Origin of the sequence: Georgenia wangjunii, assembly GCF_036421975.1 — a bacterium.
Taxonomy (GTDB): domain Bacteria; phylum Actinomycetota; class Actinomycetes; order Actinomycetales; family Actinomycetaceae; genus Georgenia_A; species Georgenia_A wangjunii.
Genome location: NZ_JAZGON010000001.1, coordinates 663,422 through 689,248, shown reverse-complemented (window position 1 = coordinate 689,248; position 25,827 = coordinate 663,422). Strand labels below are relative to the sequence as shown.

General features: G+C 72.7%; 21 protein-coding genes. 7 read left to right on the top strand and 14 right to left on the bottom strand.

The genetic code is table 11. From position 1 onward, the window contains the following. Position 1: 1 nt before the first annotated feature. Positions 2-913 carry a carbohydrate ABC transporter permease gene (locus V2J63_RS03140; RefSeq protein ID WP_331229513.1) on the top strand — a complete coding sequence of 304 codons (912 nt, stop codon included), beginning with the start codon at positions 2-4 and terminating at the stop codon, positions 911-913. An 11-nt stretch (positions 914-924) separates the two neighbouring features. Further along, complete coding sequence (locus V2J63_RS03135; protein ID WP_331229512.1) at positions 925-1,875, top strand: N-acetylglucosamine kinase; 951 nt, start codon at positions 925-927, stop codon at positions 1,873-1,875. A gap of 21 nt (positions 1,876-1,896) precedes the next feature. On the opposite strand, the gene V2J63_RS03130 is transcribed toward V2J63_RS03135, so the two are convergent. The 5 genes from V2J63_RS03130 to V2J63_RS03110 all read right to left on the bottom strand — a co-directional run bounded on the left by V2J63_RS03130 (position 1,897) and on the right by V2J63_RS03110 (position 12,959). Then, positions 1,897-2,742 carry an anti-sigma factor gene (locus tag V2J63_RS03130; RefSeq protein WP_331229511.1) on the bottom strand — a complete coding sequence of 282 codons (846 nt, stop codon included), beginning with the start codon at positions 2,740-2,742 and terminating at the stop codon, positions 1,897-1,899. A 2-nt stretch (positions 2,743-2,744) separates the two neighbouring features. Continuing rightward, positions 2,745-3,338, bottom strand: a complete 594-nt coding sequence (gene sigK / locus V2J63_RS03125) for an ECF RNA polymerase sigma factor SigK (RefSeq protein ID WP_331229510.1) — start codon at positions 3,336-3,338, stop codon at positions 2,745-2,747. 128 nt (positions 3,339-3,466) lie between these two features. Then, complete coding sequence (locus tag V2J63_RS03120; protein ID WP_331229509.1) at positions 3,467-4,789, bottom strand: hypothetical protein; 1,323 nt, start codon at positions 4,787-4,789, stop codon at positions 3,467-3,469. A 328-nt stretch (positions 4,790-5,117) separates the two neighbouring features. Continuing rightward, positions 5,118-8,078, bottom strand: a complete 2,961-nt coding sequence (locus tag V2J63_RS03115) for an FAD-binding and (Fe-S)-binding domain-containing protein (protein ID WP_331229508.1) — start codon at positions 8,076-8,078, stop codon at positions 5,118-5,120. 141 nt (positions 8,079-8,219) lie between these two features. Next, positions 8,220-12,959, bottom strand: a complete 4,740-nt coding sequence (locus V2J63_RS03110; protein ID WP_331229507.1) for an exo-beta-N-acetylmuramidase NamZ domain-containing protein — start codon at positions 12,957-12,959, stop codon at positions 8,220-8,222. Positions 12,960-13,176: 217 nt separating this feature from the next. On the opposite strand from V2J63_RS03110, the gene V2J63_RS03105 reads away from it, so the two are divergent. The 4 genes from V2J63_RS03105 to V2J63_RS03090 all read left to right on the top strand — a co-directional run bounded on the left by V2J63_RS03105 (position 13,177) and on the right by V2J63_RS03090 (position 17,881). Further along, positions 13,177-14,685 (top strand): ABC transporter substrate-binding protein, encoded by a 1,509-nt coding sequence (locus tag V2J63_RS03105; protein WP_331229506.1) that lies wholly within the window; start codon positions 13,177-13,179, stop codon positions 14,683-14,685. A 174-nt stretch (positions 14,686-14,859) separates the two neighbouring features. Continuing rightward, on the top strand, positions 14,860-15,459 hold the full coding sequence (locus tag V2J63_RS03100; RefSeq protein WP_331229505.1) for a DNA-3-methyladenine glycosylase I: 600 nt from the start codon (positions 14,860-14,862) through the stop codon (positions 15,457-15,459). Between the two features lie 338 nt (positions 15,460-15,797). Next, positions 15,798-16,727 carry an LLM class F420-dependent oxidoreductase gene (locus tag V2J63_RS03095; protein ID WP_331229504.1) on the top strand — a complete coding sequence of 310 codons (930 nt, stop codon included), beginning with the start codon at positions 15,798-15,800 and terminating at the stop codon, positions 16,725-16,727. A 122-nt stretch (positions 16,728-16,849) separates the two neighbouring features. Continuing rightward, entirely contained in the window at positions 16,850-17,881 is a 1,032-nt protein-coding gene (locus tag V2J63_RS03090) for an LLM class F420-dependent oxidoreductase (protein WP_331229678.1), read from the top strand. A gap of 9 nt (positions 17,882-17,890) precedes the next feature. Here V2J63_RS03090 and V2J63_RS03085 read toward each other — a convergent pair whose 3' ends face one another. The 5 genes from V2J63_RS03085 to V2J63_RS03065 all read right to left on the bottom strand — a co-directional run bounded on the left by V2J63_RS03085 (position 17,891) and on the right by V2J63_RS03065 (position 20,675). After that, on the bottom strand, positions 17,891-18,310 hold the full coding sequence (locus V2J63_RS03085; protein ID WP_331229503.1) for a ChaB family protein: 420 nt from the start codon (positions 18,308-18,310) through the stop codon (positions 17,891-17,893). A 113-nt stretch (positions 18,311-18,423) separates the two neighbouring features. Beyond that, complete coding sequence (locus V2J63_RS03080; protein ID WP_331229502.1) at positions 18,424-19,083, bottom strand: hypothetical protein; 660 nt, start codon at positions 19,081-19,083, stop codon at positions 18,424-18,426. A 63-nt stretch (positions 19,084-19,146) separates the two neighbouring features. Further along, the gene (locus V2J63_RS03075) at positions 19,147-19,527 is read right to left on the bottom strand and encodes a VOC family protein (RefSeq protein ID WP_331229501.1); all 381 of its coding nucleotides are present in this window, start codon (positions 19,525-19,527) and stop codon (positions 19,147-19,149) included. Further along, on the bottom strand, positions 19,517-19,849 hold the full coding sequence (locus V2J63_RS03070; RefSeq protein WP_434056272.1) for a phosphotransferase: 333 nt from the start codon (positions 19,847-19,849) through the stop codon (positions 19,517-19,519). Before V2J63_RS03070 ends, V2J63_RS03075 begins: the two co-directional genes overlap by 11 nt. A 97-nt stretch (positions 19,850-19,946) precedes the next feature. Beyond that, complete coding sequence (locus tag V2J63_RS03065) at positions 19,947-20,675, bottom strand: hypothetical protein (RefSeq protein ID WP_331229500.1); 729 nt, start codon at positions 20,673-20,675, stop codon at positions 19,947-19,949. A 173-nt stretch (positions 20,676-20,848) separates the two neighbouring features. Between V2J63_RS03065 and V2J63_RS03060 the strand changes: the two genes are divergently transcribed. Continuing rightward, positions 20,849-21,268 carry a VOC family protein gene (locus tag V2J63_RS03060; protein WP_331229499.1) on the top strand — a complete coding sequence of 140 codons (420 nt, stop codon included), beginning with the start codon at positions 20,849-20,851 and terminating at the stop codon, positions 21,266-21,268. A 62-nt stretch (positions 21,269-21,330) separates the two neighbouring features. Here V2J63_RS03060 and nrdF read toward each other — a convergent pair whose 3' ends face one another. The 4 genes from nrdF to nrdH all read right to left on the bottom strand — a co-directional run bounded on the left by nrdF (position 21,331) and on the right by nrdH (position 25,354). Beyond that, the gene (gene nrdF, locus V2J63_RS03055) at positions 21,331-22,305 is read right to left on the bottom strand and encodes a class 1b ribonucleoside-diphosphate reductase subunit beta (RefSeq protein ID WP_331229498.1); all 975 of its coding nucleotides are present in this window, start codon (positions 22,303-22,305) and stop codon (positions 21,331-21,333) included. A gap of 178 nt (positions 22,306-22,483) precedes the next feature. Beyond that, positions 22,484-24,640: a class 1b ribonucleoside-diphosphate reductase subunit alpha gene (gene nrdE / locus V2J63_RS03050; protein ID WP_331229497.1), complete on the bottom strand. Its 2,157-nt coding sequence runs from the start codon at positions 24,638-24,640 to the stop codon at positions 22,484-22,486. Next, a complete protein-coding gene (gene nrdI, locus V2J63_RS03045) occupies positions 24,610-25,026 on the bottom strand; it encodes a class Ib ribonucleoside-diphosphate reductase assembly flavoprotein NrdI (protein ID WP_331229496.1) in 417 nt (138 codons plus the stop codon). The genes nrdE and nrdI overlap by 31 nt, the downstream gene beginning before the upstream one ends. Before the next feature lie 82 nt (positions 25,027-25,108). Then, positions 25,109-25,354: a glutaredoxin-like protein NrdH gene (nrdH, locus tag V2J63_RS03040; RefSeq protein ID WP_331229495.1), complete on the bottom strand. Its 246-nt coding sequence runs from the start codon at positions 25,352-25,354 to the stop codon at positions 25,109-25,111. Positions 25,355-25,827 lie beyond the last annotated feature (473 nt).

The following is a 25,827-nucleotide window of genomic DNA, read 5'->3' as shown; positions in this document are numbered from 1 at the left end:
CGTGACCACGACGACAACCACGCCCCCGGCCACGAGCGGGAGCGGCGACGCGCCCAAGGCGACGCGCCGCCCCCGCCCCGCCGGGCGGCCCCAGGGCGGGGGCTGGTCGCAGAGCATCATCACGACGTCCCTGTGGCTCTACGCCCTCATCGCGGTCGTGCCGCTCATCGTCATGGTGACGAACTCCCTGCGGACCAACCGCGACCTCGCCACCGAGCCACTGGGCATGCCGTTCCCGCCGGACTTCTCCAGCTACGGACGGGCCTGGATCGAGGCCTCCTTCAGCACGTACTTCTGGAACTCGATCGTCGTGACGGTCAGCTCCGTGGCCATCTCGACGGCCGTGTCGCTGCTCGCCGCCTACGCGCTCGCCCGGAGCCGGTCGAAGCTCATGGCCGTCGTGGAGTCGGTGTTCATCTCCGGCCTCATGATGCCCGTGTTCCTCATGATCGTGCCGATCTTCTACCTGCTCGACTCCTTCGACCTCGTGAGCACGCGCCTCGGGCTCGTCCTCGTCTACGCCGCGGTGAGCATCCCGTTCTCCGTGTTCGTCCTCACGACGTTCTTCCGGCAGCTGCCGGGCGAGCTCGAGGAGGCGGCGCGGCTCGACGGCGCGGGTCCGTTCCGGATGTTCTGGAGCGTCATGGCCCCGCTCGTGCGGCCCGCGATCGCGACGGTGGTCGTCTTCCGGTTCGTGCCGATCTGGAACGACTTCTTCTACCCGCTCATCCTCATCCGCAACCGGGAGAACTACACGCTGCCGGTGGGGCTGACGACGTTCTTCGGGGAGTACCAGACCGACTGGTCGACGCTCTTCGCCGGGCTCGTCATCGCTACGCTCCCGCTCGTGCTCCTCTTCCTCGTCGCGACGAAGCAGATCATCACCGGGCTCACCGCGGGGATGGGCAAGTAACCGTGAAGGGCGTGCTCGCCGTCGACCTCGGCGGCTCCGGGTCACGGGCGCGGTGGACGCCGCTCGCGGGCGGCGGCGTCCGGCCCGAGGGGGCGCGCACCGCCACCGGACCGGGGCTGCGGGTGTCGGCGGCGGGCCTCGTCGCAGCGCCGCTCGTCGAGACGCTCCTCATCGAGCTCGACCTCGGTGCCGGGGACGTTGCTGCGGCGTGCCTCGGCCTCAGTGGCCTCCTCACGCTCGCCGACGGCGCCGCCGGCCTCGCCGACGTCGTCCACACCCGGCTCGGGGTCGCGCCGACGGTCGTCGCCTCCGACGCGGTCACCTCCACGGTCGGTGCCCTCGGTGGCACGGCCGGAGCCGTCGTCCTCGCGGGCACGGGCTGCACCGCCCTCGGCACGGACCTCGGCGAGACGTGGCGCAAGGTCGACGGCTGGGGCCACGTCCTCGGCGACGCCGGGTCCGGGTCGTGGATCGGCGGGCGGGCGCTCACCGCCGCCCTCGAGCACCACGACGGCCGCCGCGCGGACGCCGCGGCGCTCCTCGCCGCCGCCCGCAGCCGGTTCGGGGAGCCGGACGCCCTCATCCGCGAGGTCTACACGCGGGACGACCGCGCGGGGCTGCTCGCCTCGTTCGCCCAGGACGCGGTCGGGCTCGCGAGGGAGGGGGACCCGGTCGCCGCCGGGATCGTCGCGGCCGCCGGTGGGGAGCTCGCGCGCACGCTCGCCGCCGCGCTGCGGGACCCCGTCCCGGCGCGCGCGTCCTACACCGGTGGGATCTTCGGCGCGGGCGAGGTCCTCACCGCGCCGTTCACCGCCGAGCTGTCGCGGCTGCGCCCCGACGTCGTCCTCGCGCCGCCGCTCGGCGGGGCGCTCGACGGCGCCGAGCTCCTCGCGCTCCGCGCCCTCGCCGGCACGCTCACCCCCCGGCCGCCGCTCGTCACGGTCCTGCCCGCTCCGTCCTGAGGACCGCGCCCGGGGCGCCGCTCAGCCGCCGGCCGAGATCGCGACGACCGGGTCGCTCGTCGGCTGGGTCGACCCGCCGGCGGGCTCGACCGTCATGGCGAGCACGGCCCCGGCCGGAAGGTCCTCGACCTCGGCGCTGACCCGCCCGTCGGCGACGACGAGGACGCCCGCGGACTCGGGGCCGCCGTCGTCGATGACCCACAGCTGGTAGACCTCGTCGGCGGCGAGCTCGCCGAGCCCGTCCGCGGCGAACACGGCGGCCTCCGCACCGACGACGGCGACGGCCCGCCCGCCCCCGGCCACGTCCTCGCTCACGAGCGTCGCACCCGGCTCGGCGAGCGCCTCCGCCACGATCGCGACCTGCTCCTCGGCCTCGTCCGCCCGCCTGCCCTGCTCGATGGCGAGGACGCTCGGGACGGCTGCGGCCACGAGGACGGCCGCGGCGGCGAGCCACCGCTCCCTCCGGCGCGCGCGGTAGGCACCGAGCGGGACGACGTCGGCGGAGCCGCCCTTCGCAGAGCCGCGTCCCTGGGCGGTCGTCGCGGCCGGCCCCGCGTCGCGAGCGGGTGCCCGGGACGGCCCGCCGCTCCCGGCGGGCGCCGAAGCGGGCCCGCCCTCCGCGGCCCCGGGTGCGGGCCGCTCCTGCGGGGTCCGCGCGATCGCGTCGAGCGTGCGGGCCCGCACCGCCCCCGGCGGGGGCGCGGCGGAGTCGGCGGCCAGCAGGGCGGCCACCTCCTGGAGCGCGCGGCCCTCAGCGGCGAGCTCGGGGTCGCGCGCCATCGCCCGCTCGACGGCGTCGCGCTCGGGCCCGTCGAGGGCGTCGAGGGCCCACGCGCCGAGGAGGTCGCGCTCGTCCTGCTCACGCACGGTCAGTCCACCCCCAGGCAGTCGCGGAGCCGGATGAGCCCGTCACGGATGCGGGACTTGATGGTCGGAAGGGCGGCGCCGGTGTCGGCCGCCACCTCACGGTAGCTCCGGCCGCCGTAGAAGGCCCGAAGGACGGCGTCGCGCTGGAGGTCGCTCAGCCCGCCGAGGCACTCCTGCACCCTGCTCTGCTCCACCGTTCGCTCCACCGTCTCCTGGACGTCGTCGTAGGGACGCTCGTAGGACCGCTGGGCGGCGAGGCCGTCGCGGTCGCGCTGGGACTGCACGGCCCGCACCCGGTCCACCGCGCGGCGGTGACCCATCGTGGAGATCCACGCGAGGGCCGACCCGCGGGCGGCGTCGAACCGGGCCGCGGTCCGCCACACCTCGGTCATGACCTCCTGGGTCACCTCGGCGGCGTGGTCCCGGTCCCGCAGGACCCGCAGCGCCGTCCCGTAGACGGTCGGTGCGGCCTCGTCGTAGAGCGCCGCGAACGCGACCTCGTCCCCGTCCGCGACCCGGGCGAGCAGCGTCGTCGCGCGGGCGCCCCGCTCGGTCCGGGGCGCCGTACCGGCGGAGTCACGCCCGGGCGAGGTCACCGCGCAAGTGTGCCCTGCGGGAGCCGGCCCCGCAGACGCGGGCCTCGGTCGGGGCACCCGCGTCCGACCGGGGCTGTCCACAGCCGTCCAGCGGGGCCGGGGATCCGCGGCCCCGCCGGAGTGGTCCGTCAGCGCGTGGTGACGAGGGCCGCGGCGAGGGAGTCGATCGCGCCGGCCAGGGTCTGCACGTGCATGGCCAGGCCCTCGGCGATCGCGTCGGCGGGAAGCTCGCCGCCGGAGATCTCCTCGAAGAACGCACCCGCCGTGGGGCGGTAGTCGTCGAGCTCGACGAGGGCCGCCTGGGCCGCCTCGTCGTCGCCCGTCGCGATGGCATTCGCGTAGTCGACGAAGTAGCCGATGTGCTCGCGCCACAGCTCGAGGAACGCCGCGCCCTGCTCCTCACCGGCGAGGGAGCCGACCGCCTCGGAGAGCGCGACCGAGTTGGCGTCGAGGACGCCCGCCGCGGCCGTGAAGGCCTCCGACTCCGTACCGCCCTCGGTCGTGTAGGCGGTGAAGACGGCGATCCCGGCGAGGTAGACGTGCTCCTGCAACCCGGCGGTCAGCTGGGCGCGCAGGGTCGAGGCCTCGTCGTTCGGGTCTCCCGTCATCTCCGTGGCGGTCGCGAGACCGGCGGCGATGGTCGCCGCGCCCTCACCGACGTGGGCGGCTGCCTCCTGGAGGGAGGCGTACGCCTCCGGGCTGCCGGCGGCGAGGTCGTCGATCGCGGCGCTGAGCGTGGTCACGTGCATCTGGAGCGACATGGCGATGTCCGCGGCGGGCAGGGCCCCGGCGCTGATGTCCTCGAAGAACGCGCCGGCGTCCTGGGTGTAGCCCTCGAGGTTGGCCGTGGCCTCCTCGAGCGCGGTGGTGTCCCCGGCCTGGGCGGCGACGGCGTAGTCGACGAAGTAGCCGACGTGCTCGCGCCACAGGGCGAGGAACGCGTCCCCCTTCTCCGCGCCGGCGAGCGAGCCGATGGCCTCGGAGAGGGCGACGGAGTTGACGTCGAGCGTGGCGGCCGCGCCCTCGAACTCGGCCGAGTCCGGCCCGGCGACGTACGCCGTCGCGACGGCGATGCCGGCGAGGTAGACATGCTCCTGGAGCAGGGAGGTGAGGGCTGCGCGCAGGCCCGCAGCGTCGGAGTCGACCTCGCCCGGGATCTCGAGCGCGGTGACGAAGCCGGAGGCGAGCGTCAGCGCCGTCTCGGGCATGTGCTGCGCCGCGGTGCGCGCGTCGGCGAAGGGGTCGCCGGTGCCCATCGGCATGACGGCGCTCGCCGCCCCGTCCATCGTGGAGTGGTCGGTCATCTCGGGTGCCGGCGTCGTGGTCGTCGACTGCGTGCTCTGCGGCGTCGCCTCGTCCTCCATGTCGCTGCCGCAGGCGGACAGGCCGAGGGTGAGGGCCAGCGCGATGGCGAGCGAGGCGGTGGCTCGGGTGGGGCGGATGGTGCTCATGATCGGTTCCTCCGTGGTCGTTCCTCATCTGTCACCGGAAGTTCGGAGCCGACGGCCACCCGGATGGGTCGGACTTTCGCAGGGCCCGGTGGAGAGGAACGAACGGCGGATGACCGGGCGGGCGGGCCGGGCTGCGCCCGCGTCGTGGCGGGCCTGGCGGGAGCCGCGAGGAACGAGCGGCGGATGGATGACCGGGCGGGCGGGCCGGGCTGCGCCCGCGTCGTGGCGGGCCTGGCGGGAGCCGCGAGGAACGAGCGGCGGATGGAAGACCGGGCGCAGCCCGGCCCGCCCGCTACCCGGCCCCGGCCCCGGCCCGGCGAGCAGCACCTCAGCGCGTGACTTCCTCCAGCACCTCGAGCACGTGCCGGTAGGGCCGCCCGGTCGCCGCCGTCATCCCCATCTCGCACGTGCGGTTGCACGAGACGTAGGAGTCGAAAGCGCCGCCCGCGCTCTCGAGCTCGGCGACCTCGGTGGCCTCGAGCTCGGTCGCACCGGCGGGCAGCTCGGGGTGGAGCATCCCGCGGTCGCCGGCGGTCCCGCAGCATCCCCACCCGACGGGCACGGTGACCGTCTGGGCGGCGGCCTGCGCGACCTGTGCGAGGTCCTCGACGGCGCCGAGGTGGACGGCCGAGCACGTCGGGTGGACGACGAGGCGGTCGAGGCGGCGGTCCGCGGGCACGTCGAGCGCCGGGAGCAGCCGCTCGCGCGTGAACGTCACGGCGTCGACGACGCGCAGCCGCGCCCACCGGCGGGCGTCCTCGCCGCTGAGCGAGGCGCCGATCTTCGTGAGGCCGTGGGTACAGCTCGAGGCGTCGCTCACGAGTGGCAGCCGCGCCCCGTCCGTGAGGTCCCATACCGCGGCCGCCACGCGCCGCGCCATCGTCGCCGCGCCGTCGGTGAGTCCCTTGGACTCCCAGACCGTGCCGCAGCAGAGGCCGTCGATGCCCTCCGGGACGGCGACGGCCAGCCCGGCGCGCTCGCACAGGCGCACGAACGCCTCGCTGACACCGCCGCTCGTCCCCTCGGGCCCGAACAGCGCCCCGATGCACGCCGGGAAGAACACGACGTCGGCCGCCCCCGGGCGGGGGACGCTGTCCGCGGCCACGTCGGGGCGCGCGCCGGTACCGGGAGCCGCCCGGGCGGCCGATCCCGCACCTTCCCGACCACGCTGCGCTGCCCCGCCCGCGGTGGTGCGCCGCAGGCCGGACCGCGCCCGGCCAGGCCCGGGCAGGTCGCCGCCCACCTGCGGCACCCAGTCCCGTCCCTTCTGCCCGACGACGGCGCGCGCCGCCCGGGAGGCCCCGGACACCGCTGCACCGGGGAGGGCGTCGGCGACGCCGAGCGCCCCGCGCAGCGCCGTCGTCGCGGGCCCCCACGCCGTGGCGGCCCCCGCCCCGAGCGCCTGGACGACGGGGCCGCGGGCCTCCGCCCGGAACCCCTTCATGACGGCCCCGGTGTCGATGTCGACCGGGCACGAGACCGCGCACAACGAGTCGGCGGCGCACGTCTGGACGGAGGCGTAGTCGTAGTCCCGCTCGAGCTCACGGCGGCGGGCCGGCTCGGCGCGGGCGATCTCGCGGAGGAGGACGATGCGCTGGCGGGGCGTCGTCGTCGTGTTCCGGGACGGGCAGGCCGGCTCGCAGTAGCCGCACTCGACGCAGCGGTCGAGCTCGGGGTGGACGGCCGGGTAGGCCTTGACGTGGCGCAGGTGCGCCTGGGGGTCCTCGGTGAGGAGGACGCCGGGGTTGAGCAGGCCACGCGGGTCGCACAGGCGCTTGACCTCGCGCATGACGGCGTAGAGCTCGTCGCCGTACTGCCGCCGGACGAACGGCGCCATGATCCGCCCCGTGCCGTGCTCCGCCTTGAGGGAGCCGTCCGCGCCGAGGACGAGGTCGACGAGGTCCTCGGTGAAGGCGGCGTAGGCGTCGAGCTCACGCTGCTCGTCGAGCCGCGGGTTGATCATGAAGTGGAGGTTGGCGTCGCGGGCGTGGCCGAAGGTGACGGCGTCGTCGTAGCCGTAGCGGGCGAGGAGCGCACGGAGCTGGCGCACCGTGCCGGTGAGGGCGGCCGGGGGGACGACGACGTCCTCGAGGAGCGCCGTCGTCCCGGTGGGCCGCGCCCCTGCGACCGTGGCGTACAGGCCCTTGCGCACGTGCCACATCGCCGCGCGGGCGGCGGGGTCGGACGTGAGGGGCGCGGCGGCGCTGACGCCGAGCGTGCCGAGCACGGGCTCGAGGTCGGCGCGCAGGGCCGCCAGGCCGTCGGGGTCGGCGTGCTGGAGCTCGACGAGCAGCGCCGTGTGCTCCTCGACGCGCAGCCCGCGCAGGAAGGCGTCGGCGCGGGCGTCCCGCTGCGCCACCCGCAGCGAGGACGCGTCCATGAGCTCGATCGCGACGGCCCCGGCCGCGGTGAGCGCCGGGAGGGCGTCGGTCGCGCGGTCGATCGAGTCGAGGACGAGGAGGGTCGTCGCGGCGTGCGGCAGGGCCGGCACGGTCCGTAGCGTCACCTCGCCGACGTAGGCGAGCGTCCCCTCGGAGCCGACGACGAGGTGGGCGAGGATCTCGACGGCGGTGTCGTGGTCGAGCAGGGCATTGAGCCCGTAGCCCATCGTGTTCTTCATCGAGAACTGGTGCTCGACGACCGCGCGCAGCCGCGCGTCGGAGCGCACGGTGTCCCGCAGGCGCAGGAGCCCGGCGTGGAGCTCCGGCTCGCGCTCGCGGAGCCGGGCGTCGGCGTCGGGCGCCGCGGTGTCGACGACGGTCCCGCTGGGCAGGACGAGGACCATCGACTCGAGCGTGCGGTAGGCGGTCGTCGTCGTGCCGGCCGTCATCCCCGAGGAGTTGTTGGCGATGACCCCACCGAGCGTGCACGCGATCTCGCTCGCCGGGTCGGGACCGAGCCGGCGGCCGTGGCGCGCTAGGGCGGCGTTGACGCGCCGGAGGACGGCGCCGGGCTGGCACCGCACGCGGGCGCCGCCGTCGAGGACCTCGACGCCTGCCTGGTGCCGGCGGACGTCGACGAGCAGGCCGTCGGTGACTGCCTGCCCGGACAGGCTCGTGCCGCCCGAGCGGAACGTCAGCGGCACCGGGTCAGCCATGGTGCTCACGCCGGCCATGAGCGCCGCCACCTCGGCGAGGTCCCGGGGCGTGGCGACGGCGCGGGGGCGCAGGAGGTAGTGCGAGGCGTCCGGTGCCATGCGGGCGCGGTCGGTCTCGGACGTGCTCACGGCGCCGGGCAGCACGCGCGCCCAGGCCGGCGCGGTGTGGGCTGCGGTTCGTGCGGGTGTCATGACTCGATCCTCTCTCCGACGGCGTCCGGGCCGGCACCCGGGCCGTGCGCCCCGCCGCGGGCCCCGTGCCCGGGACGGCGGTGCGGCAGGCGCACGAGGGGCCGGCACCCGTGCGGTGCCGGCCCCTCCCTGGCGCTCGTCCTAGCCGCAGGCGCGGGCGTCGTACGTCGCGGTCACCGTCGTGGTCGGCTCGACCCCCTCGGCGCTCGCGACCGCGGTCACCTCACCGACGTCCACGGAGGCGGTCCGGGTACTGAAGGCGACGGACGTCGCGCGGTCCTCCGCGATCGTCACCGTCCGCGTCCCGTGCGGGGAGGTGATGGCCACCTCGACCGGCACGCCCGCCTCGTTGGTCACCCGGACGGTCTCGACGACGCGGCCGACGACGCACCGCGTGCCCGCCTCGACCGAGATCTCCGGACCGGTCGGCACCTCGCCGGAGTAGAGCCGGTACTGCTCCGCGAGGGCGTCGAACGCGGCGAGCTCGTCGGCCCAGCCGGCGATGATCTCGTCGGGCTCGACACCGGCCTCGAGCTGCATACGCACGCTCTTGTCACCGGTGAGCCGGTCGATCCAGCACGTGTCCGACTCCGTCTCGCAGCGCTGGTTCGGGTAGATGGTGCCCTCGCGCCAGTCGACGCCCTCGGTGTGGAGGAGCGCGTCGACGAGGTGGAGCCCCACCCGGACCGGCACGTAGGTCGCCGGGTCGGTGATGTGGATCTCGACGCCGCCGGAGAGCACCCCGGCCTGCTTGCTCGTCGTCGGGTTGGCGAACATCGGGCGGAAGTGGACGCCCTCAAGACCGCGCGAGTTGAGGTCCTCGGCCAGGGCGTACGCCTCGACCTCGTCGATGGCGCCGTGACCGGTCCACAGGAACGGCTTGGTCGTCCCGCGGCCCTCCGAGGCGTCGAGCGACTCGATGAGACCCGTGCCGGCGTAGGCCCACGCCGTCTCCAGGGTCGGGATGTTCGGCGAGGGCAGCACCCACTCGAGCCCGTAGCCCTCGACGAAGTCGGCCGGGTCGTACCCGTCCATCTCGACGACGGAGAGGTTCTCCACCGGCTCGTCGAGGAACTCGCCGTTGAAGAGCGCGGCGAGCTCGCCCGCCGTCAGGCCGTGCTGCATGGGGATCTCCCGCAGCCCGACGAAGGAGGACAGCGCCGGGTCGAGGACCGGCCCGTCCATGCGGTCACCGAGCGGGTTCGGCCGGTCGAGGACGACGAAGTCCTTGCCGAACTCCGCCGCGGCGTCCATGGCGTAGTACATCGACCAGATGTACGTGTAGAAGCGTGCCCCGATGTCCTGGATGTCGAAGACGAGCACGTCGACGTCGGAGAGCATCTCCGCCGTCGGGCGCTGGGTCGCGCCGTAGAGCGACCACACCGTCAGGCCGGTGCGCGGGTCGACGTAGCTCTCGACGCTCGCACCTGCTGGCGCGCCGCCGAGGATGCCGTGCTCCGGGGCGTACAGCGCCGTCAGCTCGTAGTCGCCCTCCTCCTCACCGGCGATGAGCAGGTCCATCGTGTGCGTGAGCTCGCTGTCCACGCCGGTCGGGTTCGTGATGAGGCCGACCCGCTTGCCCGCGAGGACGTCGGCCTGGTCCTCGAGGAGCACCTCGACGCCGAGGCGCAGCGTCGGCGTCGTCGCACGAGACTCGACCGCGCTGGCCGGGGCGTAGAGGCGGTACGGCGCCACCCGCTCGGAGAAGGAGTCGAGGCCGTCCTGCCAGCCCGCGACGATCTCGTCGGGGTCGACGCCGGCCTCGAGCTGGAAGCGCACGTCCCGGTCACCGCTGAGGCGGTCGATCCAGCAGATGTCCGTCTCCGTCTCGCACCGCTGGGTCGGGTAGACCGTTCCCTCGCGCCAGTCGATCTCGGGGATGTTCTCGAAGAGCGCGTCGAGCAGGTGCAGCCCGGTGCGCGCGGGGACGTAGGTGGCCGGGTCGGTGACGTGGATCTCCACGCCGCCGGAGAGCCTGCCGGCCTCCTTGCTCGTCGTCGGGTTGGCGAACATCGGACGGAAGTGGACGCCCTCGAGCCCGCGGGAGTTGAGGTCCTGCGCCAGGTCGTACGCCTCCACCTCGTCGATCGCCGAGTGGCCCACCCAGAGGAAGGGCTTCGTCGTGCCACGCCCCTCGGACGCGTTGATCGACTCCACGAGACCCGTGCCGGCGTAGGCCCACGCCGTCTCCAGGGTCGGGATGTTCGGCGAGGGCAGCACCCACTCGAGGCCGTACCCGTCGACGAAGTCGGCCGGGTCGTACCCGTCCATCTCGACGACGGAGAAGTTCTCCACCGGGTTCGGCACCAGTTCGGCGTTGAAGAAGAGCCCGAGCTCGCCCACCGTGAGGCCGTGCTGCATGGGGATCTCGCGCAGCCCGACGAAGGAGGACAGCGCCGGGTCGAGGACCGCGCCGTCCATGCGGTCACCGAGCGGGTTCGGCCGGTCGAGGATCATGAAGTCCTTGCCGTACTCGCCGGCGGCGTCGATCGCGTAGTACATCGTCCAGATGTAGGTGTAGAACCGGGCGCCGATGTCCTGGATGTCGAAGAGCAGCACGTCGACGTCGGAGAGCATCTCCGCCGTCGGGCGCTGGGTCGCGCCGTAGAGCGACCACACCGTCAGGCCGGTGCGCGGGTCGACGTAGCTCTCCACGTTCGCCCCGGCCGGCGCACCACCGAGGATCCCGTGCTCGGGCGCGTACAGCGCCGTCAGCTCGTAGTCACCCTCCTCCTGGTTGGCGATGAGGACGTCCATCGTGTGCGTGAGCTCGCTGTCCACGCCGGTCGGGTTCGTGATGAGGCCGACCCGCTTGCCCGCGAGGGACTCGAGCTGGTCCTCGACGAGCACCTCGACGCCGAGGCGCACCGTGGGCGTGCGCTCCTCGGGGTCGAAGGTGTGGGTCCACGAGGTCTCGACGTTCCACGCGAAGGAGTACCCCTCGGCGGGGACGGCGGTGATGGTGACCTCGCCGCTGCCGGGGTGGGCGCCCGCGGCGACGGTCTCGCCGTCGCGCTGGTAGACGACGCCCTCCGTGGCGGGCACGGTGAAGACGTCCGCGTCCGTGCCGGAGCGGTCGGTGAAGACGACCGGATCAGGCGTGACGAGGGTGCTGTAGCGCAGACCGTGGCCGAGCGCGAAGAGCTCGCCGCTGCCGTCGGCGGTGGGCACCATGACGGGCAGCCGGCCCTCGGGGTCGACCTCGCCCATGAGCACGCGCGCGGTCGCCTGCAGCGACACGTCGGCGTAGCTGTACGCGGCGATCGCCGCGTCGGTCTCGGCGGTGTGCGCGACGTCGTACGGGTTGCGCACGGACACCTGGGCCACCGGCACGTCACCGTCGGCGAGCGCGGCCACGAGGGCCTGTTGCGGAGCAGTCGGCGCGAAGGTCCCGGACTGCGTGAGGACGACGACGGCGTCGTGGCCGGCCGAGGCGTTGACCGCCGTCGTGATGGCGCCCGAGCCCGGCTCCGCCGCGGGGTGCGTCGTGACGTCCGCGCCGTGCGCGGTGAGCTCGGCGGCCATCGCGTCCAGCCGTGCCGCGCCGCCCCAGCCGGTGAGGAACACCTCGGCGCCGTCGGCGAGCGGAAGGACTCCATCGTTGGAGAGCAAGGTGATGCTGTCGTCGGCGATCGCAGCGGACGTCGCGTAGTGCTCGGGGGTCGCCATGACGTCGTCGACGGCGTCGAGGTCCACCATGGCGTCCTCGAGGAGGCCGCGCTTGGCCTTCTGCTCGAGGATCCGGTGCACCGACTCCTCGATGCGCTCCTCGGTGATCTCCCCGGACTCGACCGCGTCCATGACGCCGTCGTAGGCCACGCGGAGGTTCGGCGGCATGAGCATCTGGTCGGCGCCGGCGAGGATCGCCTCCACCGGCACCCGCTCGTCGCCGAACTCGTCACGCGCGCCCTGCATGTTGAGCGCGTCGGTGACGATGACGCCGTCGAAGCCCATCTCCTCGCGCAGGAGGTCGGTGAGGATCGGCCGCGAGAAGGTCGCGGGGCGTCCCGACGGGTCGAGCGCCGGCACGACGATGTGCGCCGTCATGATCGAGTCGGTGCCGGCGTCGATCGCCGCCTGGAACGGCGGCAGGTCCTCGGCGCGGAACTCCTCCTCGGACTTGTCGATGAGCGGCACGCCGTAGTGGGAGTCGACCGCGGTGTCCCCGTGGCCGGGGAAGTGCTTGACGGACGCCGAGATGCCGCCGTCGTCCTGGAAGCCGCGCACCTGCGCGGCGACGAGGCTGGAGACGAGTGCGGTGTCCCCGCCGAACGCACGCACACCGATGACCGGGTTCTCCGCGTTGGAGTTGACGTCCGCGAGCGGGGAGTAGTCCTGGTTGACGCCGACGGCGGCGAGCTTCTCCGCGGTGATGCGGGCCGCGTCGCGCGCGTGCTCCGGGTTGCGCGTGGCGCCGAGCGCCATGGCCCCGGGCAGCTGCGCCGAGGGCTGCGGCAGGCGGACGACGACGCCCTCCTCCTGGTCGATGGACAGCGTCATGGGGATGCCGTCGCCCGCGGTGGCCCGCTCCTGGATGTCGTTCGAGAGCTGGGCGACCTGCCCGGGCGAGTTGAGGTTGTTCGACCAGCCGAAGTAGATGAGGCCGCCGGGGTGGAACTCGTCGATCATCTCGCCGATGCTCCGGACGCCCGAGGGGCCGATGTTGCGGTTGTCCTGCTCGTCGATCGCCGACCCGTACATGTACGGGACGAACATCTGTCCAACCTTCTCCTCGAGCGTCATCCCGGAGACGATGGCGTCGATGTCGACGCCGTGCTGCGACGGCTCGTCGACCGCCGCGGCGGCGGGGGTCATCGTGGCGAGGAGGAGGAGTCCGGCCGTGGCGCCGGCGAGACCTCGTCGGCGGTGCGCTCTGCTCATGAGGCGGTCCGTTCCTTCTTCAGGCGGGCCTCGGTGCCCGCGGATGGCGTGGCTCACACTGTGCCGTCCCGGCACCGTTAGGTCAATACTTGCCGCGCAGCTGGTGTGGCGCCGAATAGATTTACGTCGGCGGCCCCGGTCGTCGGTGCGAGACGTCGGCTTCGGGGTGGGGTGAGGGATAGCCTGGGTACCCGCCCACCTGACGAGGAGAGCCGCGATGCTCCAACGGTCACGACGCCGGTCGGTCGTGGCCGGCACCGTGGCCATGCTCGCGCTCACCGCGTGCTCCACCGTCGCGAGCGACTCGCCCGACGACGTCGCTGCGGGCGTGACGACGGTGACGTTCCGGCTGTGGGACGAGGGGGCGCTCCTCGCCTACGAGGAGTCGTTCGACGCCTTCAGCGCGACGCACCAGGACATCGTGGTCGAGGTGGAGCACGTGCCGCGGGCGGAGTACCTCTCGCGCGGTGCCGCGGACCTGCGCACGGGGGACATGGCGGACATCTTCTGGACCGACGCCTCCACCCTCGCGCGACACGTCGACCGTGGTGACGTCCGCAGTATCGAGGACGTCCTCGGCGACCACGACGAGTGGGAGCCGGCCGTCGCCGACCTCTTCACCCGCGACGGCGAGCTCTGGGCGGTTCCCCAGCTGTGGGAGTCCGTCGCCCTCTTCGTCCGCACCGACCTCGCGACCGCCGCCGGCGTCGACCCGACGGCGCTCACGTGGGCGCCGCCACGTAGTCTCGCGGCCACCGGCCCGACGGAGGGGACGACGCCCGGCGGCGCAGGTGAAGGCGCGAGCACCGGTGCGCCCCCCGGCCGCACCGGGACCGAGGGCCCGAACGGCGCCGGCACCGACGCAGACATGCCTGACGCCGACGGAGCCGACGCCGACGCCGCGGGTCCGGGCGACGGCGGGACGGACGCGCCGGTGCCGCTCCCCGTCGACACCCTGCTCCCCGCGGCCACCGCGCTCACCCGGGACGCTGCGGGTCGGACCCCCGCGGACGAGGACTTCGACCCGGCGGCGACCGTGCAGTACGGCTTCAACGCCGAGGCCGCCCCTGCCGTCTACCGACCGTTCCTCGCACAGAACGGTGCCGACGAGGAGGGGCGCCCGCTGCTCGCCTCCAGCGCCGGGGTGGAGGCCTCGCAGTACCTCGTCGACCTCGTCAACGTCCACCACGTCGCGCCGCCGGCGGAGCAGACGAACGCCGACCCGACCCTCACCCGCGAGCTGTTCGCCGAGGGCCGCCTCGCGCTCTTCCAGTCCTCCTCGGCGGACCTGGCACGCGTGGCCGAGGCCGCCACGTTCGGGTGGGAGGTCGCGCCCCCCGTGGCCGGGCCCAGCGGTGCCGTCAGCGCCGTCGACGGCGTCGCCGCGGCGGTCAACGCGGACGCGAGCAGCATGGACGCCACGCTGCGGGTGCTCGCCTGGCTCGGCTCGGCCGACGGTCAGGCGGCGCTCGCCGGCCAGGGCGTGGCCTTCCCCGCCGCCGTCCGCGCACAGCAGGCGTACATCGACTACTGGGCCGCGAGGGACGTCGACGTCGCGCCCTTCGTCGAGGCCGTCCGCGGCGCGACCGTCCCCGCTCGCCTCGCCTCGCACGTCGGGCCCGACGCCGGGGAGCTCACGCCCGTGCTGCGCGACATGCTCACCGGTGCCGTCCCGGTCGCCGCGGCCCTGACGGAGGCTCAGGCCACCGCCGACGCGAGCGGCTGACCGGCCCGAGAGCGCCGCGTTGCGGGCGAGCGCGGGGCGCGGTGCGGCCGCGCCGCCGCCGACGGAGGGGTGGAGCGTCCCCGCCGCCGCGGGGGGGCGGCCGGGACCCGCCGTCGTCCACAGGGCGAGGTCGCCCCTGCACGCGCGCGGCCGGCGGCGGATAGCCTCCCCGTCATGCGCTGCTTCGGTGACGGTGACCCGCTGTACGAGCGGTACCACGACGAGGAGTGGGGGCGCCCGCTCCCGCCCGGGGAGGACGGCGAGCGCGCGCTGTTCGAGCGGGTCAGCCTCGAGGCGTTCCAGTCCGGGCTCTCGTGGCTCGTCGTCCTTCGCAAGCGTGAGGCGTTCCGCGCCGCCTTCGCGGGCTTCGACCCGGCCGCGGTCGCCGCGTTCACCGACGACGACGTCGAGCGCCTCCTCACCGACCCCGGGATCATCCGCAACCGGTCGAAGATCGTCGCCACGATCGGCAACGCGCGGGCGCTGCTCGCACTGCACGCCGATGGGCAGACGCTCGCCGGGCTGCTCGCCGCGCACGCCCCGCCCCCGCGCGAGCGCCCCCCGGCGGACGCGTCCGAGGTGCCGTCGACGACGCCCGCGTCGCGTGCCCTCGCGGCCGACCTGCGCGCCGCCGGCTTCCGCTTCGTCGGCCCGACGACGGCTTACGCGACGATGCAGGCGGTCGGCGTGGTCAACGACCACGTGGCCGCGTGCGACCAGGCCGCGACGGCGGCGGACGTCGTCCTCGTGGACGCCCCAGACTCGCGCGGTTAATCGGGTGACAACCCCGCGGGGGCGTGCTTAGGCTTGGTCCACACGGGAGAGGAGGTGGTCCTTAAGTGAATTCTTACGGGACGCGTGAGGTGGCTACCCGCTAGCCGTCAACCGGACGGACCACCGGGTCCACCGCCCAGGCGGCGGCGAGATCCAGGTAGTCACCGGAGCCCGCGAGGGCCGTGGATCGTCCACCACGGCACCCGGCCGAACGGCCGGAGCTCGCGGGCTTTCCCGTGCCCGCGCGCTGCCCGCCCGCGGTGCCCCGGCGCCGCGCCGGCCCGCTCGGCACCGGCGCCCGGTCGGCACCGGCGCCGCGATGCTGGCAGGCTGGCGGCATGGACCTGCGCATCTTCACCGAGCCCCAGCAGGGGGCCTCCTACGACGACCAGCTCGCCATGGCGCAGCGCGCCGAGCAGCTGGGCTTCGACGCCTTCTTCCGCTCCGACCATTTCCTCCGGATGGGTGCGGGCGACCCGCTCCCCGGGCCGACGGACGCCTGGACCACTCTCGCGGGGCTCGCCCGCGAGACGTCGACGATCCGCCTCGGCACGCTCGTCACCTCCGCGACGTTCCGCCACCCCGGCGTCCTCGCCGTCCAGGTGGCCCAGGTCGATGCCATGTCCGGCGGACGCGTCGAGCTCGGCCTCGGCGCCGGGTGGTTCGCCGAGGAGCACACCGCCTACGGCGTACCGTTCCCGGACAAGCGGTTCGGCCTCCTCGAGGAGCAGCTCGAGCTCGTCACCGGCATGTGGTCCACCCCCGTTGGCGAGACGTACTCCTTCGCCGGGGAGCACTACCAGCTCACCGACTCCCCCGCCCTGCCCAAGCCCACCCAGGCCCGGCTTCCGATCATCGTCGGTGGCGGCGGCCCCCGCCGGACCCCTCGTCTCGCCGCCCGCTTCGCGGACGAGTACAACCAGTCCTTCCCCGAGAAGGACGTCGTCGTCCCACAGATCGGCCGGGTCCGTGCCGCGTGCGAGGACGCCGGACGCGACCCCGAGGACCTCGTCTACTCGGTCGCGTTCATCGTCTGCGCGGGCTCGGACGAGGCGGAGATCGCGCGCCGCGCCGCCGCGATCGGCCGCGAGGTCGACGAGCTGCGCGAGCACGGCCTCGCCGGCACGCCGGCCGAGATCGTCGATCAGCTCGGCGCCTTCGCGGAGCGGGGCATCAGCCGCTTCTACCTCCAGGTCATGGACATGAGCGACCTCGAGCACCTCGACCTCATCGCCGCCGAGGTGCTCCCGCACGCCCGCGCCCTCTAGCCGGAGGAGAACCCGCGGTCCTCCTCCGGGACGGGCTCTTCGCGCAGCTCGAGGAGCGCCGCCCGCCGGCCGCGGCGGCGTCGTCGGGCATGATCGGGTCCATGGACGACGACGTCACGGACCTGCGCCTCGGCTTCCACACCGGCTACTGGCGGGACGGCCCCCCGCCCGGCGCGGCCGAGGCTGTCGCTGCCGCCGACGAGCTCGGGCTCGACTCGGTGTGGACGGCAGAGGCGTACGGCTCCGACGCCCTCACCCCGCTCGCCTGGTGGGGGGCGCGCACCGAGCGCGTGCGCCTCGGGACCGGCATCGCGCAGATGTCGGCCCGCACCCCGACGGCGACGGCCATGGCGGCGCTCACCCTCGACCACCTCTCGGGTGGCCGGTTCATCCTCGGGCTGGGCGCCTCCGGGCCGCAGGTGGTCGAGGGCTGGTACGGCCAGCCCTACCCGCGCCCGCTCGAGCGCACGCGGGAGTACGTCGACGTCGTCCGCCAGGTGCTGCGGCGCGAGGAGCCCGTCCGGATCGACGGCGCCCACTACCAGCTCCCCCACCGCGGGGGCACCGGGCAGGGGAAGGCGCTGCGGGCCACCGTCCACCCCCGCCGGGCCGACCTCCCGATCCACCTCGCGGCCCAGGGCCCGAAGAACATCGCCCTCGCGGCGGAGATCGCCGACGGGTGGCTGCCCGCCTTCGTCTCCCCGCGGCTCGACGACGTCTACGCCGCCTCCCTCCGCGACGGCTTCGCCCGGCGCTCGGCCGACCTCGTCCCGCCGTCGTCCTTCGAGGTGAGCGCCGCCGTGCCGGTCTTCCTCGGGCCCGACGTCGAGGAGGCCGCGGACGCGCTGCGCCCGCAGGTGGCGCTCTACGTGGGCGGCATGGGATCGGCGACGACGAACTTCCACCGGGAGGCCATCGAGCGGCTCGGCCACGAGCGGGCGTGCGCCGAGGTCGCCCGCCGGTGGTCCGCGGGTGACCGGCAGGGCGCCGTCGCGGCCGTGCCGACCGAGCTCGTGCTCGACGTCGCGCTGGCCGGCAACCCCGGGCAGCTCCGGGAGCAGGTCGCCGCGTGGGAGGGCACGGTCGTCACCACCCTCATCCTCCAGACCGACCCGCGCGCGCTCCCGGCCATCGTCGACGCCCTGCGCGCGTAAGCGCTGCGGTCAGGAACGGGCCTTGCGGGTCTCCCGGTCGTTGGCCTTCCGGAGCGCCTCGACGAGCTCGTCCTTGCTCATCGTGGAGCGGCCCGGCACGTCGAGCTTCTTCGCGAGGTCGTACAGGTGGGACTTCGAGGCGTTGGCGTCCACCCCGCCGGCCGTCGGGCGGTCCGTGCCGGCGCCGCCCTCGGCCTGTGCGTCGGAGGGGCCCGGCTCGTCCTTGGGCTCCCAGTGGTCGCCGACCTTCTCGAAGCCGTGCTTGAGGGCGGAGTAGCCCACGCGGTTCGCGCGCTCCTCGTCGCCGTACTGCTCCGCGGCGGCGTCGTGCGCCTTCGCGAAGGTCCGTTGAGCCTTCTCCGGCGAGCGCTGCAGCGTGCTCGGCAGCTCCGACTTCTTGGCCTTCCCGCCCCTGGTCGTCTTCGGCATGGCGCTCCCTCTCTCGACGTCGGCTATGCGTGCATCGACGGTAGATCAGGACGTGCGCAGCTGCAGGACGAGCGGCGCACGTCGCAGTGACGGCAGGACGGCGTCTCCACGTCTCAGGGCGCGTGGTCCGCGACGAGCTCGACCGTGCTGACGACCCGGACGAGGCTCGGGCGCGCCGGTGTCGAGCTGAACCCGAAGGCCGGGGGCGGGCTCACCGGCCGCAGGCCGCCGAGGTCATCCCCGTCCCACGCGGCGCGGACGGTGACGATGCGGTGCTCGTGCCGGGCCGAGTACCACTCCCGCCGGCCCCCGCCCGCCGTGCCGACCGTCCGCACGCCCGGGAGGACGAGACGGGCCAGCGGGCTCACGGCGAGGGCCCACCCCCTTGTCAGGCTGACCCCCGGAGGCTGGAGGCGCAGCAGCCGCCCGAGCGCGGTCCCGCCGCCGACGCCGAACGTCGCCTCGAGCGGACCGGCGCGCACCGACCAGTCGCCGCCGGGCGTCCCACGGGCGGCGCCGGCCGGACGGCTCACCCGCACAGGCACCTGGTGGACCTCGTCGAAGCGGTACGTGCCGGCGACGAACCGCGCGACGCGCTCGTCGGGCGCGAGAAGGATCCGCCGGCCGTCGGGACGCTCGACCATGACGTCCGCGAAGGCGCCGAGCGGCGAGCGGTCCCACACCCCGACGACGAACCGGGTTCCCTCCTCGGTGCCGACGCCGGCGATGTGCCCGTGGAATCGCTGCCGGCGGTCGCGGGACGGACGGCTCATCGGGCTATCCAACGTCGCGGCACGCCGATCCGCACGCCGGGCGCGGGGCTCGGTCCCCTCCCCTCAGGTCGTCGCACCATCCCCGCTGGTGGGCGCCTGGAACAGGCCGAACGGTGACCCCTGGTCGTCCCGGCACAGCGCGAAGCGGCCGTACCTGGCCTGAGCATCCTCGTCGCCCTCGACGTCCATGTCCTCGACCTGGCCGCCGAGCTCGCGCACCGTCGTCTTGGACGCCTCGATATCCTCCACCCGGAAGAACACGTAGGGCGCCGCGCCCGGGTCGCCCCCGTGCATGCCGCCCGGCACGCTCGGCGTCTTGATCATGTGCCCGTCGCCGCCAGACGGACCGGGGCTGAACTGCCACCCGAAGAGCGTTTCGTAGAACACGCGGCCGCGCGCGGTGTCACCCACACCGAGCTCGAAGAACGCCAGCTCACCGGACATCGCGGTCTCCGTTCCCTTGCTGCGCGGCCGACGCTACGCCGCGGCTACGCCGGGGGCAACGGGTCGAGCGGCGACCCGACGCGCACGAGGTTGCCGCTCGGGTCGACGAGCGCGAACTCCCGCATCCCGTACGAGGTGCCTCGACGTACGTGGTGACGGTCCGGTCGAAGGCCTCGGGGCCGGCGATGAGGTGGTGCAGCGCGAAGTCCCGGCCCGGGTCCCCAACCCGCGCCGTCGTCCAGTCGAGCACGCCGGTGACACGGTCCTCCTCGTCGACGAGCACGTGCGCGGGGTGAGCTCCCCATGGGTGAAGACCGACCACGTCGGCCAGAAGCTGTCGTCACCGAGACCCGTCACGACGTCCGGGACCTCACCCATCCGTCCGCCCTCCCTGCTGCCCGCCGCGGCTGCGTCCGGCTCTAGGCCGGCTTCTCGTCGTTCTGGGCCTCGACGTCCGGCACCGATGAGCCTGCGCCGAGGGCACCGGCGATCCGCAGCTCCATCGCCTCCGCCGCCTCCTCCGGCACGACGATGAGCCCCTCGAGCTCGCGCATCGCCCGGCGGTAGGCGCCCTGGCGCTCCGCGGAGCTCGCCCCGCGGTCCTCGGCGAGCGCGATGAGCTGCTTCGCGCGTCGGAGCGACTCCCGCTCGGTGTCGGTGAACGTCGTCGTGCGCCGTCGCCGGGCCTCGCGCTCAAGGACGTCGAACGCTAGCGCGAGGTCGTGGACGGCGGTGCGGTACGTGACGAACCGATCGGGGTCCTTGAGCTCCTTGTTCGTCTCTGGGCGCAGGCCGTCGGCGTGGCGCTTCGCGCGGTGGAAGTCGACAGTGAGCGCCTCGCGCATGTCGCTCATCATGGGGAAGTCGATGAGCTTGCCCACGTCGAGCTCGTACGTGAGCCACCTGCGCTGGACGTCGGCGTGCTCGGCGAGGACCCGGCGGACGTCGTCGCCCGTCACCTTGCCCATGGCGGCGGCGGGTTCGCGCGGGGGCCCCGCCTGCCCGTACTTGATGCGGGCGAGCTTGATCTTGTCCTTGCGGCGCCGGTCGTCCCACTCGCGCAGGCCCTGGACGCTCCCGCCGAGGAGACCGCCCAGCGGGAACACCAGCCACCAGTACGAGCCGATGAACTCCCCGATGCCGTTCACGCGCCGAGCGTATCCCCCCGCTTCCACGAGCAGCACCGTCCCGCGGCTCGATCAGCCTGCGGCTACGCGTGGCGACGCAGCGACGGGACAGCACCGCGAGTCCCGCTGCGGTGGCCGACGCTCGGAGTCAGTGAGACGTTGTCGGCGCAGTCCCCTCGTCTGGAGGTCTACCCATGGGCACCTACCCGCGGTTGGTCAATACCGTGCTGGACGCCACCGACGCCCGCGGGCTCGCGGAGTTCTACCGAGAGCTGCTCGGCCTGGTCTACCGCCCCGGCGACGAGCCGCCCGGCGACGGCACTGACGACGCCGAGTGGCTCGTGCTGCTGACACCGGGGGGCGAGCGACTGCTGGCGTTCCAGGAGGTCGAGACGCTACACCGCACGACATGGCCGTCCCCCGACGTGCCCATGCAGATGCACCTGTGCTTCTACGTCGAGGACCCCGACCAGCTCGATGACCAGCGGCGCCGAGCCGAAACGCTCGGCGCCGTGCTCCTGCGCCACCGCACCGACGAGCCGGACGAACCGCTCTTCGTCATGGCGGACCCCGCCGGCCACCCCTTCTGCCTCTACACCCACCCGGCCGCCTAGCGGTCGGGGTGGCGCAGCGGCCGGGCAGACGTCGGCGCCCCGCCCTCGCGGTGACGACGTGCCTAGAAGTCCCAGTCCTCGTCCTCGGTGTTGACCGCCTTGCCGATGACGTAGCTCGAGCCGGAGCCCGAGAAGAAGTCGTGGTTCTCGTCCGCGTTCGGGCTGAGCGCGGAGAGGATCGCCGGGTTGACGTTCGTTGCGTCCTTGGGGAAGAGGCCCTCGTAGCCGAGGTTCATGAGCGCCTTGTTGGCGTTGTAGCGCAGGAACGCCTTGACGTCCTCCGTGAGCCCCAGCGGGTCGTAGAGGTCCTCGGTGTACTGCTCCTCGTTCTCGTAGAGCTCGTAGAGGAGCTCGAACGTGTAGTCCTTGAGCTCGGCGCGGCGCTCGGGCGACGCCTGCTCGAGGGCGCGCTGGTACTTGTAGCCGATGTAGTACCCGTGGACGGCCTCGTCGCGGATGATGAGGCGGATGAGGTCCGCCGTGTTCGTCAGCTTCGCCCGGCTCGACCAGTACATCGGCGCGTAGAAGCCCGAGTAGAAGAGGAACGACTCGAGCATCGTCGAGGCGACCTTGCGCTTCTCCGGGTCGTCGCCGCGGTAGTAGTCCATGACGATCGAAGCCTTGCGCTGAAGGTTCTCGTTCTCCTCCGACCAGCGGAAGGCGTCGTCGATCTCACGGGTGGAGATGAGCGTGGAGAAGATCGAGGAGTAGCTCTTCGCGTGCACCGACTCCATGAAGGCGATGTTCGTGTACACCGCCTCCTCGTGCGGGGTGACCGCGTCCGGGATGAGGCTGACGGCCCCGACCGTGCCCTGGACCGTGTCCAGCAGCGTCAGACCCGCAAAGACGCGCGTCGTCATCATCTGCTCGGACTCGGTGAGGGTGTGCCACGACTGGATGTCGTTGGACAGCGGGACCTTCTCGGGCAGCCAGAAGTTCCCGGTCAGGCGGTCCCAGACCTCCACGTCCTTCTCATCCTGGACGCGGTTCCAGTTGATCGCCTGGACGCTGCTGACCAGCTTGAGCTTCTCCGCCACTTCTCCTGCTTCCTCGTGCGTTCGTCGTCCGCGCCGCCCGTCGGGGCCGCGGTGGGCGCCGAAAAAGGGGAACACGCCACCGCGGCGGCTCGAGCGGGGGGTGGCGGGGCCGAGGGGGGCGTCGACGGCGGGGCACGCGCCCCGTCGTCGGCTCGGCCGGGCTGTACCCGGCCAGGTCTCACAGCATGCAGCTGACGCAGTTCTCCACCTCGGTGCCGGCGAGCGCCATCTGCCGCAGCCGGATGTAGTACAGCGTCTTGATGCCCTTGCGCCAGGCGTAGATCTGCGCCCGGTTGAGGTCCCGCGTCGTCACGGTGTCCTTGAAGAACAGCGTGAGCGAGAGGCCCTGGTCCACGTGCTGCGTCGCCGCGGCGTACGTGTCGATGATCTTCTCGGGGCCGATCTCGTAGGCGTCCTCGTAGTACTCGAGGTTGTCGTTCGTCATGTACGCCGCCGGGTAGTACACGCGACCGAGCTTGCCCTCCTTGCGGATCTCGATCTTCGACACGATCGGGTGGATCGAGGAGGTCGAGTTGTTGATGTAGGAGATCGACCCGGTCGGCGGGACGGCCTGGAGGTTCTGGTTGTACAGGCCGTGCTCGCGCACCGAGGCGGCCAGCGCGCGCCAGTCCTCCTGCGTGGGGACGTGGACGCCGGCCTGCGCGAACAGCTGGGCGACCTTCTCCGTCTGGGGCACCCACACGCCGTCCGTGTACTTCGTGAAGAACTCGCCGCTGGCGTAGGCCGAGTCCTCGAAGCCCTTGAACGTCTGGCCCGTCTCCATGGCGATCTTGTTCGACTCGGTGATCGCGTGGAACGCCACCGTGTAGAAGTAGATGTTCGTGAAGTCGACGCCCTCCTCCGACCCGTAGAAGATCCGCTCCCGCGCGAGGTAGCCGTGGAGGTTCATCTGCCCGAGACCGATGGCGTGCGAGTCGTTGTTGCCCTGCTCGATCGAGGGGACGGACCAGATGTGCGTCTGGTCCGAGACCGCCGTGAGCGAGCGGATCGCGGTGCCGACCGTCTTCCCGAAGTCCGGGGAGTCCATCGTCTTCGCGATGTTGAGCGAGCCGAGGTTGCAGGAGATGTCCTTGCCGATGACGTCGTAGGACAGGTCCTCGGAGAACGTCGACGGCGTGGAGACCTGGAGGATCTCGGAGCACAGGTTGGACATCGAGATCCGGCCGGCGATCGGGTTGGCCCGGTTCACCGTGTCCTCGAACATGATGTACGGGTAGCCGGACTCGAACTGCAGCTCGGCGATCGTCTGGAAGAAGTCGCGCGCCTTGATCTTCTGCTTGCTGATGCGGGCGTCGTCGACCATCTCGCGGTACTTCTCGGTGACGCTGATGTCCCCGAACGGCACCCCGTACACGCGCTCGACGTCGTACGGCGAGAACAGGTACATGTCCTCGTTCTTCTTCGCCAGCTCGAACGTGATGTCCGGGACGACGACGCCGAGCGAGAGGGTCTTGATGCGGATCTTCTCGTCCGCGTTCTCCCGCTTGGTGTCGAGGAACTTCATGATGTCCGGGTGGTGGGCGTTGAGGTAGACCGCCCCCGCGCCCTGGCGGGCCCCGAGCTGGTTGGCGTAGGAGAAGGAGTCCTCGAGGAGCTTCATCACGGGGATGACGCCGGAGGACTGGTTCTGGATCTTCTTGATCGGGGCGCCGTGCTCACGGATGTTCGACAGCGACAGGGCGACGCCACCGCCCCGCTTCGAGAGCTGCAGCGCCGAGTTGATCGCGCGGGCGATCGACTCCATGTTGTCCTCGATGCGCAGGAGGAAGCAGCTGACGAGCTCGCCGCGCTGCGCCTTGCCCGCGTTGAGGAACGTCGGCGTGGCGGGCTGGAACCGGCCGCTGATGATCTCCTCGACCATGTCGAGGGCGAAGGTCTCGTTGCCGTCGGCGAGCGTGAGGGCGACCATGACGACCCGGTCCTCGAACCGCTCGAGGTACCGCTTCCCGTCGAACGTCTTGAGCGTGTACGACGTGTAGTACTTGAACGCACCGAGGAACGTCTCGAACCGGAACTTCTTGCCGTAGGCGAAGTCCCAGATCCGCGCCCGGAACTCGGGCGAGTACTTCTCGAGGACGCCCGCCTCGTAGTACCCCTCCGCCACGAGGTAGTCGAGCTTCTCCTCGAGGTTGTGGAAGAAGACGGTGTTCTGGTTGACGTGCTGGAGGAAGTACTGCCGCGCGGCCTGGCGGTCGGCGTCGAACTGGATGTGCCCCTCGTCGTCGTAGAGGTTGAGCATGGCGTTCAGCGCGTGGTAGTCGAGCTCCGGGGCGCTGTTCTGCTCTATGCCGGTATCTGTGAGCGTTGCTGCCAAAACTGTCCCAATCCCTCGCGGACGCGGGTGACGTCCTCAGCGGTTCCTAGTAGCTCGAATCTGTACAGGTACGGCACGCCCAGCTTCGCGGAGACGATGTCTCCCGCGAGGCAGTAGGCGCTGCCGAAGTTGGTGTTGCCGGCGGCGATGACCGCCCGGCACCACGAGCGGTTGCGCTCGTCGTTGAGGAACTTGATGACCTGCCGCGGCACCGCCCCGCCCTCGTTCCCACCACCGTACGTCGGCACGATGAGGACGTACTCCTCCTCCATGTGGAGGAAGCCGTCCGTGGACCGCAGGGGGATGCGGTGCGCGGTCAGACCGAGCCGTTCGACGAAGCGGTGCGTGGTCTGCGAGGCCGACGAGAAGTAGACGATCGTCCCCATGCCCGCACCTCCTTCACGCTTCCCCGCTTGGTCTCGCCCCGGGCCACCGGTCGGCCGCTGGCCCGGGGCGACGCTCGCGGGATCAGACGGCGACGGCGGCGGCCTGCGTCGCCAGCGCCTTGATCTTGTCCGGGCGGAAGCCGGACCAGTGGTCGCCGTCCGCGAAGACGACGGGAGCCTGCTGGTAGCCGAGCGCCTTGACGGTGTCGAGCGCCTCGGCGTCGACCGAGATGTCGACGACCTCGTACTCGAGACCGTTCTTGTCCAGGGCGCGGTAGGTGGCGTCGCACTGGACGCAGGCCGGCTTGCTGAAGACGGTGATGCTCATCTGAGCCGATCTCCTCTCGGTGCGGTGCCGGGTCGCTGCCAGCGGCGGCACGGGTTGAAACGACAGCGTTGTGGTTCGTCGTCTGCGTAGATCTTGGACACTACACCTAGTGGTGCTGGATCGGGGCGACCCCCAGTGCTTGTGTCGGAGTGTCGTTCACGGGCGTGTCCTCCACAGGTCCGGCGCCGCCGCTGTGCACAACACGGGGGGCCCTGGGGACAGGCTGTGGACGCACCCAGGGCGGTCCGTTCACCCCCGCCGTACAAGGCTCTCAGCGACCACTGACAACGCCTCACGACGGGTTCCGCACGGCACCGGCGGTCGTCCTGTGGACAGATCGGAGGTCCGTGGGCGCCCGCTCGTCCACCGGCTGTGGACGGCGCCAAAAAATTCGTCGCGGCACTCGGCGTGGCGCCCGCGCGAGAGCCTGCTCCGTCCTCCCGCCCGCCGAGGCGGGACTCTTGCGCGCACGG

What these genes read in the sequence shown, in the direction of transcription:
- V2J63_RS03080 (WP_331229502.1), bottom strand. Translation starts at nt 19,083, where the DNA reads ATGAGCCGTCCGTCCCGCGACCGCCGGCAGCGATTCCACGGGCACATC.
- V2J63_RS03115 (WP_331229508.1), bottom strand. Translation starts at nt 8,078, where the DNA reads ATGACACCCGCACGAACCGCAGCCCACACCGCGCCGGCCTGGGCGCGC.
- V2J63_RS03075 (WP_331229501.1), bottom strand. Translation starts at nt 19,527, where the DNA reads ATGTCCGGTGAGCTGGCGTTCTTCGAGCTCGGTGTGGGTGACACCGCG.
- V2J63_RS03095 (WP_331229504.1), top strand. Translation starts at nt 15,798, where the DNA reads ATGGACCTGCGCATCTTCACCGAGCCCCAGCAGGGGGCCTCCTACGAC.
- V2J63_RS03085 (WP_331229503.1), bottom strand. Translation starts at nt 18,310, where the DNA reads ATGCCGAAGACGACCAGGGGCGGGAAGGCCAAGAAGTCGGAGCTGCCG.
- V2J63_RS03110 (WP_331229507.1), bottom strand. Translation starts at nt 12,959, where the DNA reads ATGAGCAGAGCGCACCGCCGACGAGGTCTCGCCGGCGCCACGGCCGGA.
- V2J63_RS03060 (WP_331229499.1), top strand. Translation starts at nt 20,849, where the DNA reads ATGGGCACCTACCCGCGGTTGGTCAATACCGTGCTGGACGCCACCGAC.
- V2J63_RS03105 (WP_331229506.1), top strand. Translation starts at nt 13,177, where the DNA reads ATGCTCCAACGGTCACGACGCCGGTCGGTCGTGGCCGGCACCGTGGCC.
- nrdI (WP_331229496.1), bottom strand. Translation starts at nt 25,026, where the DNA reads ATGGGGACGATCGTCTACTTCTCGTCGGCCTCGCAGACCACGCACCGC.
- V2J63_RS03120 (WP_331229509.1), bottom strand. Translation starts at nt 4,789, where the DNA reads ATGAGCACCATCCGCCCCACCCGAGCCACCGCCTCGCTCGCCATCGCG.
- V2J63_RS03100 (WP_331229505.1), top strand. Translation starts at nt 14,860, where the DNA reads ATGCGCTGCTTCGGTGACGGTGACCCGCTGTACGAGCGGTACCACGAC.
- nrdH (WP_331229495.1), bottom strand. Translation starts at nt 25,354, where the DNA reads ATGAGCATCACCGTCTTCAGCAAGCCGGCCTGCGTCCAGTGCGACGCC.